Source organism: Pseudomonas sp. SZ57, from assembly GCF_009495975.1.
In the GTDB taxonomy this organism is placed as follows: Bacteria; Pseudomonadota; Gammaproteobacteria; order Pseudomonadales; family Pseudomonadaceae; genus Aquipseudomonas; species Aquipseudomonas syringae.
Genome location: NZ_WIBD01000020.1, coordinates 65,997 through 82,069 on the forward strand (window position 1 = coordinate 65,997; position 16,073 = coordinate 82,069).

At 59.3% G+C, this 16,073-nt stretch carries 17 protein-coding genes; 4 read left to right on the plus strand and 13 right to left on the minus strand.

Translation table 11 applies throughout. The features are described 5' to 3' along the window. Nucleotides 1–12 precede the first annotated feature (12 nt). Both iolC and GE543_RS18060 read right to left on the minus strand, forming a co-directional pair. Nucleotides 13–1,950: a 5-dehydro-2-deoxygluconokinase gene (iolC, locus tag GE543_RS18055; protein WP_153222048.1), complete on the minus strand. Its 1,938-nt coding sequence runs from the start codon at nt 1,948–1,950 to the stop codon at nt 13–15. A gap of 78 nt (nt 1,951–2,028) precedes the next feature. Beyond that, complete coding sequence (locus GE543_RS18060) at nt 2,029–2,193, minus strand: hypothetical protein (protein ID WP_153222049.1); 165 nt, start codon at nt 2,191–2,193, stop codon at nt 2,029–2,031. A gap of 40 nt (nt 2,194–2,233) precedes the next feature. Between GE543_RS18060 and GE543_RS18065 the strand changes: the two genes are divergently transcribed. Next, nucleotides 2,234–3,142: a MurR/RpiR family transcriptional regulator gene (locus GE543_RS18065; RefSeq protein WP_003315787.1), complete on the plus strand. Its 909-nt coding sequence runs from the start codon at nt 2,234–2,236 to the stop codon at nt 3,140–3,142. 11 nt (nt 3,143–3,153) lie between these two features. Here the strand turns inward: GE543_RS18065 and GE543_RS18070 are convergent, their stop codons facing one another. Genes GE543_RS18070 through GE543_RS18080 form a run of 3 tightly spaced genes read right to left on the minus strand, consistent with a single transcriptional unit; the run spans nt 3,154 to nt 6,181 of the window. Further along, complete coding sequence (locus GE543_RS18070) at nt 3,154–4,152, minus strand: lysylphosphatidylglycerol synthase domain-containing protein (RefSeq protein WP_046237184.1); 999 nt, start codon at nt 4,150–4,152, stop codon at nt 3,154–3,156. Next, the gene (gene clsB, locus GE543_RS18075; RefSeq protein ID WP_153222050.1) at nt 4,149–5,399 is read right to left on the minus strand and encodes a cardiolipin synthase ClsB; all 1,251 of its coding nucleotides are present in this window, start codon (nt 5,397–5,399) and stop codon (nt 4,149–4,151) included. The genes GE543_RS18070 and clsB overlap by 4 nt, the downstream gene beginning before the upstream one ends. Further along, on the minus strand, nt 5,396–6,181 hold the full coding sequence (locus GE543_RS18080; RefSeq protein WP_003412144.1) for an endonuclease/exonuclease/phosphatase family protein: 786 nt from the start codon (nt 6,179–6,181) through the stop codon (nt 5,396–5,398). The genes clsB and GE543_RS18080 overlap by 4 nt, the downstream gene beginning before the upstream one ends. 204 nt (nt 6,182–6,385) lie before the next feature. Between GE543_RS18080 and GE543_RS18085 the strand changes: the two genes are divergently transcribed. Then, entirely contained in the window at nt 6,386–6,925 is a 540-nt protein-coding gene (locus tag GE543_RS18085) for a cytochrome b (protein WP_003412145.1), read from the plus strand. 1 nt (nt 6,926) lies between these two features. Here the strand turns inward: GE543_RS18085 and GE543_RS18090 are convergent, their stop codons facing one another. The 3 genes from GE543_RS18090 to psrA form a co-directional block, all read right to left on the minus strand. Beyond that, nucleotides 6,927–7,667, minus strand: a complete 741-nt coding sequence (locus tag GE543_RS18090) for an S-methyl-5'-thioinosine phosphorylase (RefSeq protein WP_153222051.1) — start codon at nt 7,665–7,667, stop codon at nt 6,927–6,929. A 9-nt stretch (nt 7,668–7,676) separates the two neighbouring features. Beyond that, nucleotides 7,677–8,687, minus strand: a complete 1,011-nt coding sequence (gene nagZ / locus GE543_RS18095; protein ID WP_003315794.1) for a beta-N-acetylhexosaminidase — start codon at nt 8,685–8,687, stop codon at nt 7,677–7,679. Nucleotides 8,688–8,812: 125 nt separating this feature from the next. Beyond that, on the minus strand, nt 8,813–9,529 hold the full coding sequence (gene psrA / locus GE543_RS18100; protein WP_153222052.1) for a transcriptional regulator PsrA: 717 nt from the start codon (nt 9,527–9,529) through the stop codon (nt 8,813–8,815). A gap of 256 nt (nt 9,530–9,785) precedes the next feature. Between psrA and lexA the strand changes: the two genes are divergently transcribed. Beyond that, nucleotides 9,786–10,394 carry a transcriptional repressor LexA gene (gene lexA / locus GE543_RS18105; protein ID WP_003315796.1) on the plus strand — a complete coding sequence of 203 codons (609 nt, stop codon included), beginning with the start codon at nt 9,786–9,788 and terminating at the stop codon, nt 10,392–10,394. Between the two features lie 9 nt (nt 10,395–10,403). Beyond that, complete coding sequence (gene sulA / locus GE543_RS18110) at nt 10,404–10,874, plus strand: SOS-induced cell division inhibitor SulA (RefSeq protein WP_153222053.1); 471 nt, start codon at nt 10,404–10,406, stop codon at nt 10,872–10,874. A gap of 14 nt (nt 10,875–10,888) precedes the next feature. Here the strand turns inward: sulA and GE543_RS18115 are convergent, their stop codons facing one another. The 5 genes from GE543_RS18115 to fadA all read right to left on the minus strand — a co-directional run bounded on the left by GE543_RS18115 (nt 10,889) and on the right by fadA (nt 16,072). Further along, nucleotides 10,889–11,122: a hypothetical protein gene (locus GE543_RS18115; protein ID WP_002554102.1), complete on the minus strand. Its 234-nt coding sequence runs from the start codon at nt 11,120–11,122 to the stop codon at nt 10,889–10,891. A gap of 64 nt (nt 11,123–11,186) precedes the next feature. Next, nucleotides 11,187–11,708 (minus strand): DUF6586 family protein, encoded by a 522-nt coding sequence (locus tag GE543_RS18120; protein ID WP_046237190.1) that lies wholly within the window; start codon nt 11,706–11,708, stop codon nt 11,187–11,189. A gap of 123 nt (nt 11,709–11,831) precedes the next feature. Next, complete coding sequence (gene topA / locus GE543_RS18125) at nt 11,832–14,444, minus strand: type I DNA topoisomerase (RefSeq protein WP_003417673.1); 2,613 nt, start codon at nt 14,442–14,444, stop codon at nt 11,832–11,834. Nucleotides 14,445–14,557: 113 nt separating this feature from the next. Continuing rightward, on the minus strand, nt 14,558–14,794 hold the full coding sequence (locus GE543_RS18130) for a DUF1653 domain-containing protein (protein ID WP_003315802.1): 237 nt from the start codon (nt 14,792–14,794) through the stop codon (nt 14,558–14,560). 102 nt (nt 14,795–14,896) lie between these two features. Further along, nucleotides 14,897–16,072 (minus strand): acetyl-CoA C-acyltransferase FadA, encoded by a 1,176-nt coding sequence (fadA, locus tag GE543_RS18135; RefSeq protein ID WP_003417674.1) that lies wholly within the window; start codon nt 16,070–16,072, stop codon nt 14,897–14,899. Nucleotide 16,073: the final 1 nt, after the last annotated feature.

The following is a 16,073-nucleotide window of genomic DNA, read 5'->3' on the forward strand; positions in this document are numbered from 1 at the left end:
ACCCGAAACCGATCAGGCGCGGCTTTCACGCCAGGACTCGATCAACCAGTTGAAGGTGCTCTGCACCCGACTGATCAGTGTCGCATCGTCTATTTCGCCGGCCATCCATGCCCGGCTTGGCTCACGGAATATTGTCCGGCCGACGGCAAAGCCCTGGCAGACCCGACTGTGGCGTGCTTCGGCAAAGCCGGCGGCGAGGTCCTCGACCGGCGCATTGAGCCCGAGCAGCACCACGCCGCGGCAATACGGATCGCGTTGCTGGATCAGTTCATCCAGTTGCTGCCAGACCTGCGCGCTCTGGGCCTCGATCTTCCACCACGCCGGGTAGATGCCCAGGTTGTACAAGCGCTTCAGCGAGCGAAGCATCACGTCAGGATAAGGCGACGGATGATCCTTGGGCGGAATGATTTCCAGCAGCAACTCATGGCCGCTGACTTTCGAAGCGTCGTAGAGCGCCTTGATCTGCGCTTCCTGCTCCAGGCGCAACATCGGCTCGTCATCGGGGTGATATTGCACCAGGCACTTGATGATCTGCTCTTGCGGCCAGGCGAGCAGATTGCTGCCGATGGAGCGACCGTGCTCGAAGGCCAGCGGCCTTGAGCCCTGCACTTCCACCGGACGCGCTACCCACCAGCCGCGACCGGTCGCCGCGTTGAGTGAATCCTGACCGAAGCGCTGGTCGGCAAGCAGACCGACATCGGCTTCGATGCCGCGCTTGCGCAGGTCGGCTTCGACCCGCTCGACCGCCTGCACGAACAGCTGCTTGAGCTGGCTGATGCTGCGAAGATCACGCCCGGCCTGTTGCGCCAGTTCGACCAACTGGCCGCGATGATCGAAGGCAAAGATGAACAACTGCCGCCACTGCTTGCGCGGCACGCTGACCTGATGCAGCCGTTGCAGGGCGACATCCTGATCAGGGCGAGTAATGGGTTCAGGGCTGTTGAACAGGTAATCGAGTTCGGCCGGGGTCGGCATGGCGGGCGCACAGGCGTGCCGCGACACCACCAGCCCGCCACAGGCATTGGCCAGCTGGCAACAGCGTTCGTCGCTGGCCTCCTTGAGCCAGCCGCTGAGAAAACCGGACATGAACGCATCGCCCGCACCGAGCACGTTGAGCACTTCGACCTGCACGCCGGGGTAGATGGCGCCCTCTTCCAGCCGCGCAGGAATGGCCCCGTGAATCACCGTGCAGCCTTGCGGGCCGAGCTTGACCACCAGCGTTGCGGCCGTCAGTTCACGCACCTTGCGCAGGGCAGCGAGCAAATCGGTCGAACCGCCGGCAATCTGAAATTCTTCTTCAGTGCCGACGATCAGGTCGAAACGCGGCAGGATGCGCTGCACATGCTGGCTGACCTTCTGATCGGCAACGAACCGGGTCTCGCCATCGGCCTTGCCTGCCAGCCCCCAGAGCACCGGACGGTAGTCGATATCCAGCACGCGTTTGACGTCATGCTTCTCGGCATAGTCGAGCGCCTGGCTGCTGGCCTTGAACACTTGATCAGTAGAGAAATGCGTGCCGGTGATCAGCAGCGCCTTGCTCGAGGCAATCTGCTGCTCGTCGATGTCCTCGGCACGCAGCGCCATGTCAGCGCAGTTTTCACGGTAGAACACCAGAGGAAAGGTTTCACGATCCTTCAGCCCCAGCAGCACCATCGCCGTCAGGCGCTCGGGGTCGCGCTTGATCGCACTGACATCACAGCCTTCGCGGGCCAGGGACTCGACCAGAAAGCGACCCATGTGATCATCGCCGACCCTGCTGAGCATGGCTGACCTGAGCCCGAGCCTGGCCGTGCCGAAGGCGATATTGGCCGACGAGCCGCCCAGGTACTTGGCGAAACTGGAAACGTCTTCGAGTCGCGCCCCCACTTGTTGCGCATAAAGGTCGACGCCCAGGCGTCCGAGGCAAATCAGATCCAACTGACGCCCAGTGGCAAAGCGTGTCTGGCCCATGGTGGCTCCTGTTATTTTTATCAGCCTGCAGCGCTTGCATCATGTGTACACGCTGCTTTGTGAATGCAGCGTAAAACGTCAAGACACATCAATCAATATTTTTTCTATAATTATTTTTAGTGGAATATTTTTTCCATACCACCACTCAAGTGCTGGCACACTGCGCAGGCGGGTAGGATATAGTCGTCGTTCCTGCCCCAAGGCAGCCTCCACCGTCAGGCCCACAACGATCGTGCTGTGCACGCCGTTGCCCTGAAAAAGAACAAGCAGAAAGGATTTGAATATGACCAGCGCCGATCAGCCCACTCTGCCCGGGACGAGCGTCGACATGCCGCCGAACAGTGCCGAAGGCTTGTTGCGGCTGATCACTGATGAATACGAGGGACTGCCGCGCCAGCTCAAACGGATTGCCAGCTATATGAGCCAGCAGAGCGACCGGATCATGGTTGACCGGATCAGTGACATCGCCCGCGAGTGCGAAGTCCACCCTTCGGCCATCGTGCGATTTTCCCAGCGCTTCGGCTTCAGCGGTTTCAGCGAGATGCAGGCGTTGTTTCGCGAGGCTTATACGCACAAGACCACGCCGGTGCAGAATTACCAGCAGCGTATCCGCAGCCTGATCGCCAACAAGTCACAGAAGGCCAATGCAGGCGATCTGGCACGAGAATGCGTCAGCGCCACCCTCTCCGGCCTGGAACGCCTGAGTGTCGAGCTGGATGACGATGAATTCGAAAAAGCCGTGGACCTGGTGGTCAACGCCGACAATATCTATGTGGTGGGCGTGCGCCGCTCGTTCGCGGTGGCTGATTATCTGGTCTACAACCTGCAACACACCAACAAGCGCATTCACCTGATCTCCGGCCTGGGCGGCAGCTATCGCGAGCAAATGCGCAGTGTGCGCGCCAATGACCTGGTGATTGCCATCAGCTTCACGCCCTATGGCAAGGAGACCCAGCACTGCCTGCGCATCGCCCAGCACCATCAGGCCAAGACGCTGATCATCACCGACAGCAACCTGTCGCCGCTGGCCAAGCGCGCCAACTCTGTGTTGCTGGTCAACGAGGGTAGCTCGTTCGCCTTCCGCTCGCTGAGCGCCACGCTATGCCTGTGCCAGGCGCTGTTCATTGCCGTGGCCTATCGCCTGGAACTCAAAGTCGATGAAATACACGAGCAGGTCGGCTTTGATGACTGAGGGCTGAGCCCTCAGGATTTGGCTTCCTCGCCCATGCGCTGCTGGTTCTTCTCGCCCATTTTCTTCGCGCGTTTTTCCAGCACCAGATACACCACCAGTGCCAGCAGCAGCGGCAGCAGGAAGTAGATCGCGCGGTAACCGATCAACGCTGCGAGCAGGCTGCCCTTGGAAAACTGGTGCGCCAGCAAGGTGATGAACACGGTCTCGAGCACGCCGAGGCCTGCTGGAATGTGAGTGATCACCCCGGCGATGCTGCTGATCAGCAACACACCGAGAATCGCCGGATAAAACGCCTTGTCCGGCAGCAGGGTGTAAATCACCGCGGCCATCAACGACCAGTTCAGTGCGCCCAGACTGGCCTGCATCAAGGCCTGCTTCATCGACGGCAGATTGAATTCCTGATCACGGATGGTCCATGAGCGTTTCTTCGAAAACCGGCAGGCCAACAGATAGGCGAAACAGACCGCCAACAGTCCGAAGCCGATCAGTTGCAGGGTTGTGGTGCCAATCGACCACTCTTTGGGCAACTCCAGAAAACGCATCGAAAATACAAAACCGGCCAGCAGCATGTAGCCCAGCCAGTTGGTAATCAGGCTCAGGCTGAGAATCCGCGTGATGGTCGAAACGTCCAGCCCGAGTCGCGAATACAGGCGGTAACGCAAGGCGATGCCGCCGACCCAGGAACTGAGGTTGAGGTTGAACGCATAGCAGACAAACGTCACCGGCACGATCTGCTTGATCGACAACGTGTGCCGGGTGTAATAACGCGCCAACACGTCAAAGCCACAGTAGGTCGCGTAGCTGGCAAAAGCCACCGCCGCCGCGATGGCCAAGGTGCTGGCCTTGTAGGACGCCAACGCCTGTTTCACCTCTTGCCAGTCAAGCTTCTTGACCAGCATAAACAGCAGAACCGGGACGGCGATGAAGAAAAACAGATTGAACGCCCGCTTTGCCCACTTCCACTTGGTTCCCTGCGCACTGTGCGGCGCTGCCTGCGTGGCTTGGGTCATAGGGTTTTCTCCTGGTCCATCGGATGGTTGTTCTGCTGCTGTTCGATCACTTTCGCTTCGGGCACTACATCACCCGCACGCAGGGGCTTGAGGCGCACTCCGTGAACCGGGAACAAACCGGCAATGGCCGGGAAACGGCGCAGGAAAAAGAAACTCAATACAATCATCGGCGCACGCCACCACTGGCCACGCGCCGCCCCCTTGAGGCTCATCTGCTTGCTGTGCGCAGCGGCAAGCTCCATCAGATGGTTCTGCAGATGCTCATTGAGCGCGCGATCACGAATGAACAGGTTGGCTTCCAGGTTCAGCGCGAGGCTCAGCGGGTCGAGATTGCTGGAGCCCACGGTGGACCAGTCCTGGTCGATCAGCGCGACCTTGCCGTGCAATGCACGTTGCTTGTATTCGTGAATCGCCACGCCATCGCGCAGCAGGTAGGTGTAGGTCAGTCGCGAGCAGACCCGCACGAACGGCATGTCAGGCTGACCTTGCAGAATCAGGGTGACCTTGACGCCCCGCCGTGAGGCATTGCGCAGTTCACGCAGAAAGCGGTAGCTGGGGTAAAAATACGCATTGGCCAGAGTGATGCGTTGCTTCGCAGCACGAATCGCCTCCAGGTACTGCTCTTCGATATCGGTGCTGTGCTCGTCATTGTCACGCTCGGCGAGCAGCATGCTGGCATCACCGGCGCGGTCCAGCTTGAGTGCAACGGGCGGCAACTTGTCACGAACGACCTTGCTGAGCATATTCAACGCGCTGTGGTGAATATCGCCAACAATCGGTCCGCGCACCAGAACGGCATAGTCCTGCTTGGCCGTCACCCCGGTGTCGGTCATATGATCGACGCTGTAGTTGATGCCGCCGATGAAACCCAGTTTGCCGTCGATCACCACCACCTTGCGGTGCAGGCGGCGAAACAGGTTGGTGCGCATGCCCATGAACCGCGGGCGCGGATCGAACAACTGGATCTGGATACCGGCGTCGATCATGGTTTTGACAAACGTCGAACTCAGGTCCGAAGTGCCATAGTCATCCACCGTGACGACCACCTTCGCGCCGTTCGCGGCGGCTTCGAGCAACGCCTGTTGCAGACTCTCGCCGATCCGGTCTTCAAAAATGATGAAGGTTTCGATCAGCACTTCTTTGCGCGCAGCACGTATGCACTCGAATACCCGGGCGTAGAAATCCTCGCCATTGATCAGCAACTCTACCGAGTTGCCGTCGCGCCACTGCCCTGTCGTATTGCTCATAAGGTCAACTCCACCGCGAGCGGTGCATGATCGGAAAGGTGGGACCACGGTCGGCTGGACAGCACTTTCGGCCGGTGCGACGTTGCATTGCGGACATAGATCCGGTCCAGGCAGAGCAAGGGCCAACGGGCCGGAAAGCTTTTGGCCGGTGCGCCGAAGCGCTCGACAAAAACCTCGTGCAGCCCACTGCCCTGCAGCGATGCATCGGCGCGCTGGCGCCAGTCATTGAAGTCACCGGCAACGATCACCGGCTCGCCCTCGGGGATACGTGCCATCAGCTCGTTAAGCAGTTTGAGCTGCTGACGCCGATGGCTTTCACGCAGCCCCAGATGCACACAGACCGCATGCACCCGGCCCGCGTGTGGCACCTCGAGGATGCAGTGCAACAAGCCGCGCTGCTCGGTGCCATGAATGGAAATATCGAGGTTTTCATGCTGGATGATCGGGTATTTGGACAGCAACGCGTTGCCATGATCGCCATCCGGGTACACCGCGTTGCGGCCGTAGGCAAAATCACTCCACATGCTGTCGGCCAGAAACTCGTACTGCGAAATCGTCGGCCAGTCCTTGACCCTGCGCGCGTGGCTCTGGTGTTCGCCGTGCACTTCCTGAAGAAACACGATATCAGCCGATACCGTGCGCACAGCTTCACGCAACTCCGGCAGAATGAAGCGGCGATTGAAAATGCCAAAGCCCATGTGCATGTTCATGGTCAGTACATTCAATGAAACACTGGCGGACACTGGTGTCGCTGGGCCGACAGGCGGATTGGCACTGGTCAAGACTTGCTCCCGGGTGAATATTCACGGCATATGAAGCCACCCGTGGGCACAGGTTCCGTCGCGTATTTCACGTGCTGTGTATTTGCCATATTTAGTGGCCGGAGAGGCACGTGAAAAAAATCAGGCCGACATGAAACGCAGGCGCCCGATCGACAGCCTAAGCTGTCTACCAGCCCTGCAAAAAAAGAGACAAGGAATCCAACCGTGGATGCATCGACTTCTCAACGCTACACCGCCCGGGCCAGATGGCTGCACTGGGTCATGGCCATTCTGATCGTGCTGGCCTATACCCTGATTCTGAGCCGCACTCAGTTCAGCAAGGGCTCGGAATACCGCTTGCTGGTCGTGCAGAGCCACTACTGGGTCGGCATTGTGATTCTGATCATGGCGTTTTTCCGTGCCGCCGAGCGTCGACGTCATCGTCCGCCCGGCATTACACCGCCGCTTGAAGGGGCGTTGCGCATCGTCGCAACCCTGACCCATTACGCGCTGTATGCATTCCTGTTTGCCCAGCCGTTACTGGGCCTGCTGACGGTGATGGTGGAAAAAGGCGCACTGCCCATCCCCCTCACCGACCTGCAGATTCCCTGGCCGCTGGCTACCTCGGACCACCTGGCCGAAACGTTCGAAGACGTGCACAAGTTGCTGGGCTCGATCTTCTACTATGTCATCGGTCTGCATGTGATCGCTGCGCTCTGGCATCACTTGGTGCGCAAGGACAATACCCTCAAGCGCATGCTGTAACTCAGGACGCCGACAGGACCCGGGCAAGCGTGGCTTTCACCTTGCCCATCCCGTCGCGCAGGGCCTGTTCGATTTCCGCCATGGTAATGACGGTCGTCGATTTGCCCGCTGCCGGATTGACCACCAGCGCAAGGCAGGCGTATTCAAGCTCCAGTTCACGCGCCAGCGCGGCTTCGGGCATGCCGGTCATGCCGACGATGTCGCAACCATCACGTTCCAGGCGAATGATTTCGGCAACAGTCTCCAGACGCGGTCCCTGGGTGCAGGCATAGACGCCCCGGTCGGAGAACGCGCATCCCTCGGCCGCCAACGCCGCAATCAGCCGGGCACGCAGCGCTTCGCTGTACGGATAGCTGAAGTCGATGTGGGTGACCTCTTCCAGGTCATCGGCAAAAAACGTGTGCTGGCGACCGCTGGTGTAGTCGACCAGATCATGCGGCACACAGAAATGCCCGGTGCCCATGGCCGGATGAATGCCACCGACTGCGTTGACCGCAAGAATCGCTTCGGCACCCGCCTGCTTGAGCGCCCAGATATTGGCCCGGTAGTTGACCTGATGCGGCGGCAAGCGGTGCGGGTGGCCATGGCGCGCCAGAAACATCACTTCGCGACCGGCATAGTCGCCGATCTGGATTTCGCCGGACGGTGCACCATAAGGGGTGTTCATTGGCAGGGATTGCCGAATGTTCAGGCCCTCGAGCTGGGTCAGGCCAGTACCGCCAATAATCGCGTAAACAGTCATCGCAAATCCTTAATCGATCAGTTGAGCAGCGCGCAAAGCCTGGAGCGCGGCCTGCCAGCGTGGGTGTTGCCGGTAGTCGGTGCTGGCCGACGCCTGACCGCGCATACGCGCGATACGTGGCGAAGGCTTGACCTTCAGACGCTGCGCAGCGCCCAGCGCAAGCTCTGCGGCCGCGCGGTCGTTACACACCAGGCCCATGTCGCATCCGGCTGTCAGCGCTGCCTCGATACGGCTGGCCGCATCACCGACGACATGAGCGCCGGCCATCGACAGGTCGTCGCTGAAAATAACACCGTCAAATTGCAGTTCGTCGCGCAGAATGTCCTGCAACCAGCGCTTTGAAAAACCGGCAGGCTGCGAATCGACCTTCGGGTAGATGACATGCGCCGGCATCACTGCAGCCAGCTGCTGACTCAGACGAGCAAACGGCACCAGATCACTGGCGCGAATCTCTTCCAGGCTACGCTCGTCATTCGGGATAGCCACATGAGAATCGGCTTCAGCCCAGCCGTGGCCGGGGAAATGCTTGCCGGTGGCAGCCATGCCCGCAGCGTTCATCCCACGAATGAACGCCCCCGCCAGCAACGCCGCACGCTGCGGATCGCCTTCGAACGAACGCGTGCCGACCACAGCGCTGCGCTGATAGTCGAGGTCCAGTACCGGAGCGAAGCTCAGGTCCAGTCCGACTGCCAGCACTTCGGTCGCCATCAGCCAGCCACACTGCTCAGCCAGATGCTCGGCGTCAGGCTTGTCAGCGATGGCGCGCATCGGCGGCAGGCGCACGAAGCCCTCACGCAGGCGCTGCACCCTGCCGCCCTCCTGATCGACGGCCAGCAGCAGGTCCGGGCGCACGGCACGAATCGCGGCGCTCAACTCACGAACCTGACGGGGATGCTCGATGTTTCGGGCAAAGATGATCAAACCGCCCACTTCGGGCTGACGCAAAAACTGACGGTCTTCGCTGGTCAGCCAGGTGCCGGCGACATCGACCATCAAGGAGCCTTGCAGGCCAGAACTCATAGAAAAACCCTTACACACCAGTGCTCGTTCACAATCCGGGCATGGTGCTTGATCCTGAAGCCCGACGCAATCCGACACGCCGGTACAGCTTGATTCAGGGCAGAGGCTGACTCAATACAGAGGCTTCAGGCCTTGGCGACCGCAGGTGTGCTGACGCTGCTCTTGGTCCGCGGCCTGAGCTGGGCGGCGATCATCGCAGGGTCGCTGACCCCGGTGTCGGCGCGCATGCCGGCGGCCAGAAACGGCACCATCAGGCGCATGACCTGCTCGATGGAAGTATTGACGCCGAAATCGGTCTCGGCAATGGCGCGCAACGCCTTGATGCCGGACATGCTGAACGCCGCAGCGCCGAGCATGAAGTGCACGCGCCAGAACAGCTCGATGGGCGGAATGCGCGGCGCGGCTTCGTTGACCAGCGTCATGTAGCGACGGAACACCTTGCCGTACATGTCTTCGAGGTAGCGGCGCAGGTGGCCCTGGCTCTGACTGAAGGCAAGCCCCAGCAGGCGCATGAAGATCGACAGGTCGTTACCGCTGCGCGGCTGCACCACAAGCGCCTGCTCGACGAGAATCTCCAGCAGTTCCTCAAGGCTTGGCTTGTGTTCGGGTTTTGCCTGGCGACGTTCCAGCTCGCGATCGAGACTGATGCAGAACGGTCCCAGAAAACGCGAGAACACGGCCTGAATCAACGCCTTCTTCGAGCCGAAGTGATAATTCACTGCAGCCAGATTGACCGACGCCTTGCTGGTGATAAGACGCAAGGACGTTTCGGCAAAGCCTTTCTCTGCAAATAATTGCTCTGCAGCATCAAGAATGCGTTCAACGGTTTCCGACTGGGCCATGGCTCTCTGCCTAACAAACGAACGTTTGAAACATACGTATCAAACGCCTCGGTTGTCAAGTCGGCCCGTTCATTTTGTGGCCGAACAGTCACGATAGTGGATGTTAAATGACAAACCTCAGGTATTGCCGAGGTTTTTGACGGGAGGTGCTGCGTGGGTTGGCCACCGCTCGGCAGCGGAAATGAAATGGATGATTGCCAACGCGCCTTCACTGTATATAATCCCAGTCACTGTATAAAAAGCCAGAGCGCCCCTCATGATCAAACTGACGCCACGCCAGGCTGAAATCCTGGGTTTCATCAAACGCTGCCTGGAAGACAACGGGTTCCCGCCGACACGTGCGGAAATCGCTCAGGAGCTGGGCTTCAAATCGCCCAACGCGGCGGAAGAGCACTTGAAAGCCCTGGCGCGTAAAGGCGCCATCGAAATGACTCCAGGTGCTTCACGCGGCATTCGTATCCCCGGCTTCGAAGCGCGGCCGGATGACAGCAGCCTGCCGGTCATTGGCCGCGTTGCAGCAGGTGCACCGATCCTGGCTCAGCAACACATTGAAGAGTCCTGCAACATCAATCCTTCCTTCTTCCACCCGAGCGCCAACTACCTGTTGCGCGTTCACGGCATGAGTATGAAGGACGTCGGCATTCTGGATGGCGATCTGCTCGCCGTGCACACCACGCGCGAGGCCCGCAACGGCCAGATCGTGGTTGCCCGGATAGGCGATGAAGTGACCGTCAAGCGTTTCAAGCGTGAAGGCAGCAAGGTCTGGCTGCTGGCGGAAAACCCTGATTTCGCACCCATCGAGGTCGATCTCAAGGATCAGGAACTGGTGATCGAAGGTTTGAGCGTCGGCGTCATTCGCCGTTAAGGAGACGTTATGCAGTTCCATCAAGCACCGCAATCGCAATTGCCGCTGTTCGAGGCGTTTCTGGCTCAGCCCATCGCCCCGCTGCTCACAGATGCAGTCGAAACGCCATGGGGCGGTGAACCAGAGCCCTTCAGTGAACTGTCATTGCGCGGTGCCGCCGGGAACTGCCTCAACCTTCTGGCGCCCATCCTTCGGGAACTGAGCGAGGAACTGGATGCGCGCTGGCTGACACTGATCGCACCGCCATCCAGCCTGACGCAGACATGGCTGCGCGATGCCGGGCTGAACAGGGAGCGGATTCTTCTTCTGCAGCCACGCGGCACGCAAAGCGTACTGGAGCTGACTCGCGAAGCACTTCGACTGGGCCGTAGCCATACGGTGGTGAGCTGGATCAACCCGCTGGGCGCCATAGCGCGTCAGCAATTGATCAGTGCAGCAAAAATCGGGGAAGCGCAAAGCCTGAACATCCGGCTGGGATGAGACCCAGCCCTCGATCAGTGCAGAACGTGAGGCACATCATCCTTTTCGACTTCGCCTTCAGCCAGGCGGCCAGCCATCTGCACACCCACACTCAACATGGCTTTGGCGACTTCGACATGCTGACCTTGCATGAACGCTTTGGCATCCGCAGAGAAATCAAGCGTTACCAGAGAGCCCTCGTCATCGGCACGACGCAGCTCGATACGTCCGTCAGGTAGTTCGACAATTTCCAGGAAAGAGGTAGGCATTGGTACAGTTACTCCGCGATAAGCCGGCATTGTAACAGCCTGCCAGCCCTTACTTCATTGGTTTTCAGCACTCGCTCAGGCCTTCACGAAAACGGATGGCCAACCCTTTGAGTTGTTGACGCCAATTTTCAAGCTCTGCACGTGAGAGTTCAGACTCCGGCTCGGCGTCCAGGTTCACTGCCTGTATCATCGGCTGCGTGACATCACCCTTGAGCTTTTTCGGCGCACGCGGTGGTTCATACAAGGCGTTATAGGCCGCCAGCAATTGCGCAAGCCATGTCTGGCGATTCTGGGCGAGTTCTACCAGCTCGGCCATTTCGGGAATGGCGATGGCGTTCAGCACTTCCTGCGTCAACAATTCTTCCGCACGGCGCGCACCGGCCTGCGGCAGACGGTAGTAGCCTGCGATCTCATGACACAGGCCCAGTAGCGCACCATACAGATGAAACAGCGCGGACTCGCGTTCTGCCTGCAGCAACGCAGGAGAGTTCACCGCCTGCCCCTTCTCCGCCCTCCCCAACGCTTCGAGCGAGAGCCCTGCGAAATAGATTTTCTGGTTGGTACGGGTATAGAGCTCATGAGCCATGGCGACACTCTCCATAACGATAGGATAGAGAACAGCATAGCCTGCGGCACTTGGGCCGTCCGGCAAAACAGGCGGATGCCTATCGAAAACAGCGCCCGGCTCACTTGAGCCGGGCGCTTGCGATCAACGCTTGTCTTCAACCTTCCAGGCGCTGCCGTCATAGAACGCACGCCAGCCGGTAGGCTTGCCTTCTACTTCGGTCTGGACGTATTGCTCTTTGGTCTTGCGGCTGTAGCGGATCACTGCTGGACGACCGTCCGGATCCTTCTTCGGCGCTTCGCAAAGGAAGTGATACTTGGGATCGATTTCGTCCTTGTGCGGAGCGATTTCGATGACCAGCGGTGCGCGGGTTTCGCGATTCTTCGGGAACTGGCTGGCAGCCAGGAACAGACCCGAAGCACCATCACGCAGGATGTAGGTATCGTCAACCTTGTCGCACTTGAGCTCCGGCATTTTCACCGGGTCCATCTTCGGCGGCGCCGCGTCACCGCTTTTCAGCAGTTTGCGGGTGTTCTTGCAATCCGGGTTGGTACAGCCGAAGAACTTGCCGAAACGGCCGGTCTTGAGCTGCATCTCGCTGCCACACTTGTCACATTCCAGGCTCGGACCCTCATAGCCTTTGATGCGATAAGTGCCTTCCTCGATCTCGTAACCTGTGCAATCAGGGTTGTTGCCGCAGATATGCAGCTTGTGCTTCTCGTCCAGCAGGTAGGCGTCCATCGCCGTGCTGCAGATCGGGCAACGATGCTTGCCGCGCAGAACCCGCGACTCGGACTCACCCTCATCATCGTCGGCAATTTCGTCGCCAGGAGTCAGATTGACAGTCGCCTTGCAGCGTTCCTTGGGTGGCAGGCTGTAGCCGGAGCAACCCAGGAAAACGCCCGTCGAGGCGGTACGGATCTGCATTGGACGACCGCACACCTTGCACGGGATATCGGTCATCACCGGCTGGTTGGCGCGCATGCCGCCATCGGCAGCCTCGGCCACGTCGAGCTTTTTGCGGAAATCGCCGTAGAACTCGTCCAGCACGTTTTTCCAGTCGCGCTCACCCTGGGCCACGTCGTCGAGGTTCTCTTCCATCCCCGCAGTAAAGCCATAGTCCATCAGATTGGAAAAGCTTTCGGACAGACGTCCGGTGACGATGTCGCCCATCTTTTCCGAGTAGAAGCGGCGGTTATGCAACGCCACGTAGCCACGGTCCTGGATGGTCGAAATGATCGCTGCATAGGTCGACGGACGGCCGATGCCACGTTTTTCCATCTCCTTCACCAGACTCGCTTCCGAGTAACGCGCAGGCGGCTTGGTGAAGTGCTGGCTCGGGTCGATCTTGTTCAGTTTCAGGGTCTCGCCCTGCGCCATGTCCGGCAGAACATCGTCATCGCCAGGCTTGGCCATCTGCGGCAGCGCACGGGTATAACCGTCGAACTTGAGGATGCGGCCCTTGGCACGCAGCTCGAAATCGCTAGCGGCGACCGTGACGGTGGTCGACAGGTATTGCGCAGGCAGCATCTGGCAGGCCACGAACTGACGCCAGATCAACTCGTAAAGACGCTCGGCGTCACGCTCCATCCCGGTCAGTTTGCTCGGGTGAGTGTTGACGTCGGAAGGACGAATCGCTTCGTGCGCTTCTTGCGCGCCTTCCTTGCTGCTGTAGACGTTAGGCGACTCCGGCAGGTACTTCTTGCCGAATTCGGTTTCGATGTAGTCACGCGCCATGCTGACGGCATCAGCCGACAGGTTGGTCGAGTCGGTACGCATGTAAGTGATGTAGCCCGCTTCGTACAAGCGCTGAGCCATCATCATGGTCTTCTTCACGCCGAAGCCCAGACGATTGCTCGCCGCCTGCTGCAGGGTCGAGGTGATGAACGGCGCCGATGGCTTGCTGCTGGTCGGCTTGTCTTCACGCTTGACGATGCTGTAGCTGGACGCCTTGAGCTTTTCAAGGGCAGCCATGGCCTGGGTTTCATTCAGCGGCTTGAACGCTTCGCCGTTTTCACGCGCCACTTCGAAACGCACATTGGCGCCCTTGGCGGTGCCCAGATCGGCGTGGATCTCCCAGTATTCCTCAGGGTTGAACGCACGGATTTCACGTTCGCGTTCGACCACCAGTTTTACTGCGACCGACTGCACACGTCCGGCGGACAAGCCGCGGGCGACCTTCTGCCAGAGCAGTGGCGATACCATGTAGCCAACGACGCGGTCGAGGAAGCGACGCGCCTGCTGGGCGTTGACCCGGGCAATATCCAGTTCGCCTGGCTTGGAAAACGCTTCCTGAATGGCTTTCTTGGTGATTTCGTTGAACACCACGCGCTTGTAACGGCTGTCATCCCCACCGATGGCTTCGCGCAGGTGCCAGGCAATGGCTTCCCCTTCGCGGTCCAAGTCCGTCGCGAGATAGATGATGTCGGCATCCTTGGCGAGCTTGCGCAGCTCTTCAATGACCTTTTCCTTGCCGGGGAGGATCTCGTACTTGGCTTTCCAGCCGTGTTCCGGGTCGACTCCCATGCGCGAGACCAGCTGGCGTTGCGCCTTTTCTTTCGGCGTCAGTACCGGGCCTTCGCCCGCAGCGGCCTTGCCACGCTTGGCGGCAGGATCTTTGGCGGCACTCGCCGAACCGCTGGTGGGCAGGTCTCGGATATGGCCGATACTCGACTTCACCACGTACTGGTTGCCCAAATACTTGTTGATGGTCTTGGCCTTAGCCGGGGATTCCACGATGACCAGCGATTTGCCCATGGATCAGAAAATTCCTGAATACTAGATGAAAGACAGTGAGGAGCTTGTAAAGGCCACGCTATATATAGTGGCTACAAGGTGAGGTCAAGCACAGCCTGTTGTGCAATCGCCTCTCACGTTCGGGAAAACAGGCTGGGTTCAGCCTCAACCAGAGCAAAGCGCGGGACGTGCTCGCCGTCAACCTCGACCGACTCCAGAAACATGCTCAAGGGACGTACCCACATGCCGAAATCGCCGTACAAAGCCTGATAAAACACGACTTCCTCTTCGGTTTCGGAATGTTTTGCAACGCTGAAAACCCGGTAGTGCGGGCCCTTGTAATGGCGATAGAGCCCTGGTTGCAGTTGCATGTTGCGGTCCCCTTGTAACACGTCCAAAAAATTTGCCTGAAACCATTTTTTCAAAAAACAAAAGCCGGGGCACCAAGCCCCGGCTCGCATCACACTCGGGAATCAGACGCGTTCGAAAACGGTCGCGATGCCCTGACCCAGACCAATACACATGGTCGACACACCGAAGGTGCCGCCATTTTGCTTCATGACATTGAGCAAAGTGCCGGAGATGCGTGCACCGGAACACCCGAAAGGATGCCCCAGAGCGATGGCGCCGCCGTGCAGGTTAACCTTCTCGTTCATCTTGTCGAGCACTTTCAAATCTTTCAACACCGGCAAGGCCTGTGCAGCGAAGGCTTCGTTGAGCTCGAAGAAGTCGATATCGGCAATACTCAGGCCGGCGCGCTTGAGCGCTTTCTGGGTGGCCGGAACCGGACCATAGCCCATGATTGCGGGGTCGACACCGGCCACTGCCATCGAACGGATCACCGCCAGCGGCTGGATACCGAGGTCCTGGGCACGCTGGGCCGACATGACGATCATGCACGACGCACCGTCAGTGATCTGCGAGGACGTACCGGCAGTCACGGTGCCACCTTTTGGATTGAAGGCAGGCTTGAGTGCCGCAAGACTTTCCAGGGTGGTGTCCGGACGGATGGTTTCATCGTAGTCGAAGACCTTGAGGAAACCGTTCTCGTCATAGCCCTGCATCGGGATGATTTCGTCCTTGAACTTGCCTTCCAGCGTCGCCTTGTGCGCCAGCTGGTGGGAACGCAGACCGAACGCGTCCTGCTGCTCGCGGGTGATGCCGTGCATTTTTCCGAGCATTTCGGCGGTCAGGCCCATCATGCCGGAGGCCTTGGCAGCGTGCAGGGACATGTGCGGGTTGGGGTCAACGCCATGCATCATGCTGACATGACCCATGTGCTCAACACCGCCGATGACGAACACATCACCGTTGTTGGTCATGATTGCCTGAGCAGCCGTGTGCAGCGCGCTCATGGACGAACCACAAAGACGGCTTACCGTCTGGGCGGCCGAGGTATGCGGGATCTGGGTCAGCAATGACGCCATGCGCGCGATGTTCCAGCCCTGCTCCAGGGTCTGGTTGACGCAGCCCCAGATCACGTCCTCGACTTCAGCCGGGTCGACCTTGTTGTTGCGCTCGAGCAATTTGCTGATCAGGTGCGCGGACATATCTTCGGCGCGGGTGTTTCGGTGCATGCCGCCCTTGGAGCGGCCCATCGGGGTGCGACCGAAGTCGACAATCACGACGTCTCTTGGATTAAGGCTCATT